The following is a 2,648-nucleotide window of genomic DNA, read 5'->3' as shown; positions in this document are numbered from 1 at the left end:
GGTCGGCTGGGGCGCGACGCTGGCGGGCGGCGCGAGCGCCGGTGTCGGATTCACCGTCTCGCTGCTGATCGCGACGCTGGCCTTCAAGGGCGACCAGCTGGAGGAGGCGAAGATCGGCACGCTCAGCGGGCTGATCGGCGCGTTCGCCGTCACCTGGGCGGTGACCGCGGTGATCGGGCGGCTGCCCAAGCACCGGCGCAACCGCGCGCTGCTCGGGACGACGGAGCTGATCGTCGACCTCGCGGTGCCCGTCGACCCGGAGCGCGACAAGGTGCGCGGGCCGATGGAGGCGCCGGTCACGGTGGTCGAGTACGGCGACTTCGAATGCCCTTACTGCGGCCAGGCGGAGCCGATCGTCCGCGAGCTGCTGGCCGACTTCGGGGACGTCCGCTACGTGTGGCGGCATCTGCCGCTCACCGATGTCCATCCGCAGGCGCAGCTCGCCGCCGAGGCGTCGGAGGCGGCGGCCGAGCAGAACGCCTTCTGGGAGATGCACGACCTGCTGCTGGACCACCAGGACGCGCTGCGGGCGCCGGATCTGCACCGGTACGCGGCGGATCTCGGGCTCGACATGGAGCGGTTCCGGCGCGACATACGGCACAGGCGCGGCGCGGCACGGATCGCCGAGGACGTGGAGTCGGCAGATCTGAGCGGGGTGTCGGGGACGCCGTCGTTCTTCATCAACGGCCGCCGGCACCGGGGCGCCTACGACATCGGCCATCTCTCGGCCGCGGTGCGCGAGGCGCGGCAGCGGGCGGCGCTGGTGCCGCCGTCCTGACCGGTCCTCGCACCGGTCCTTCCGGGCAGGGGCAACGGCGTGGGCCCGGTGGACGGTCGTGCCGTCCACCGGGCCCGTGGCGCGGTCTGCTGGTGCTGCGGTTACGGGTGGTGCTGTGCGGTCAGTGCCTGAAGGCGTCCTTGCCCTTCTCCTTCGCCTGCCGCATGTCACCCTTCGCCGCCTCGGCGCGGCCTTCGGCCGTCATGCGCTCGTTGCCCACCGCGCGGCCGACTGTCTCCTTGGTCTTGCCCTTGATCTGCTCGACCTTGGCCTCGGTCTTCTGGTTCTTCTTCGCGGTCACAACAATCACGTCCTGACGTACTCGAAATCGGTGGACACCCTTCGCATGGCCGCGATCCGGAGGGCCAAACATCGGTTTTTCGGCCGGACCGGTCGGCCCGTCCGCCCGGCCCGTCCTGACCGGGCCGGTCAGCCGAGCCGGGTCAGGTCGGGCCGCAGCCGGTGCCAGACCGGCTGCCGGACGACCCGGCCCGAGGTCCAGCCGGAGATGGTGATCTCGGCGACGAGCCGGGGCTCGACCCAGTGCGGGGCCGGTACGTCCACGGGGTTGGCGAAGGGCGAGCCGCCGCGCGGGATCACGCCCAGGTAGCGCGCCAGGTCGTGCCGTTCCCGCTCGGACATGCCGGACCCGACAGCGCCCACGTACCGCAGCCCTTCGGGCTCCGCGAGGCCCACCAGCACCGCTCCCGGCAGCCCGGCGAGCCCGCCTCGGCCCTCGGCCCAGCCGCCGATGATCACATCGACGGTCAGCAGATGCTTGGTCTTGCGCCAGTCGGGTGAGCGCAGCCCCGGGGTGTAGCGGGACGAGAGCCGTTTCGCCACGACGCCCTCGAAACCGCCGCGCAGGGTGGCGTCCCAGGCCTCCTGACCGTGCCCCTCGATATAGCCGGGGGCCGACCAGTTGGGGCCCGAGACGCCGAGAGCGGCCAGGGCCGCCCGACGCTCCCGGTAGGTCCTGCCCAGCAGGGAGGTGCCGTCCAGCCACATCAGGTCGAACAGGACGAGATGGACGGGGTACTCGACAGCCAGGCGCGCGGCCCTGCGCGGGTTGGTCACGCCCATCCGGCGCTGGAGCAGCCCGAAGTCCGGCCGCCCCTTGGCGTCCAGCACCACGACCTCACCGTCGAGGACCGCGGCCCTGCCGCCGAGCTGCGCGCCGAGGGAGGCCAGTTCGGGGTAGCGGGGTGTCGCGTCGTTGCCCGCGCGGGTGGTCAGCCGTACGGCTCCGTCGGACGCGACCTCGACGACGCACCGCACGCCGTCCCACTTGACCTCGTACGCCCAGAGCGCGCTCCCGTCGGGGGCGCGCTCGTCGTCGGCCGGGAGCGGTCCTGGGACCGCCAGCATCGGCCTGATCAGTGCCGGGTCGGCGGCGCTTCGGTCGGACGTGGCCATGCTTTCGATGATCGGGGCAGTTCGCCCTTGCCGCCTCGCGAGCGCAGCGCGTACTGGAGCTTGCCCTCGGAGGAGCGCATCGAGCGCAGCGCGAGCATCAGGACCCCGATGTCGTCCAGGTACACGGGGTCGGGCACCAGGTCGGTGGGGAGTACGAGATAGATCATCGCCGCCCAGAACACCCAGCGGTTCTGGACCGGCAGTCCTGAGGCGCGCAGCCGGCGCCTGGTCCGCACCAGGCGGACCGCCAGGACGATCGCGAAGCCGACGGTGACTGCCACCACGACGGCGGCGACGGCAATGAGGATCTGGAGTTCACGGCTCATGGTGATCTCCTCCTTCGGGGTCGGCCTCCGGTACCGGATACCCCCGGCGCGGCGCGCCACCGGGGTCCCGGCCACTGATTGTCCGTCAGCGGCCGTGCCCGCGGCGGGGCGTGACGAGCGTAGCGAGG

General features: G+C 72.3%; 4 protein-coding genes. 1 reads left to right on the top strand and 3 read right to left on the bottom strand.

The features are described from left to right. Window positions 1-778: DsbA family protein (locus HY68_RS24255; RefSeq protein WP_041992211.1), on the top strand; the 778-nt coding region annotated here is incomplete at its 5' end. A gap of 121 nt (window positions 779-899) precedes the next feature. Here the strand turns inward: HY68_RS24255 and HY68_RS24250 are convergent. From HY68_RS24250 to HY68_RS24240, 3 genes are all read right to left on the bottom strand, one after another. Further along, complete coding sequence (locus tag HY68_RS24250) at window positions 900-1,079, bottom strand: CsbD family protein (protein WP_041992209.1); 180 nt, start codon at window positions 1,077-1,079, stop codon at window positions 900-902. 128 nt (window positions 1,080-1,207) lie between these two features. Next, a complete protein-coding gene (gene ligD / locus HY68_RS24245; protein WP_041992206.1) occupies window positions 1,208-2,194 on the bottom strand; it encodes a non-homologous end-joining DNA ligase in 987 nt (328 codons plus the stop codon). Beyond that, the gene (locus tag HY68_RS24240) at window positions 2,155-2,520 is read right to left on the bottom strand and encodes a YkvA family protein (protein WP_041997015.1); all 366 of its coding nucleotides are present in this window, start codon (window positions 2,518-2,520) and stop codon (window positions 2,155-2,157) included. The genes ligD and HY68_RS24240 overlap by 40 nt, the downstream gene beginning before the upstream one ends. Window positions 2,521-2,648 lie beyond the last annotated feature (128 nt).

Origin of the sequence: Streptomyces sp. AcH 505 (genome assembly GCF_000818175.1) — a bacterium.
Lineage (GTDB): Bacteria > Actinomycetota > Actinomycetes > Streptomycetales > Streptomycetaceae > Streptomyces.
This window is presented reverse-complemented; position numbering and strand designations above follow the sequence as displayed.

Coding starts and splice junctions, on each gene's coding strand:
- HY68_RS24240 (WP_041997015.1), bottom strand. CDS start 2,520: ATGAGCCGTGAACTCCAGATCCTCATTGCCGTCGCCGCCGTCGTGGTG.
- ligD (WP_041992206.1), bottom strand. CDS start 2,194: ATGGCCACGTCCGACCGAAGCGCCGCCGACCCGGCACTGATCAGGCCG.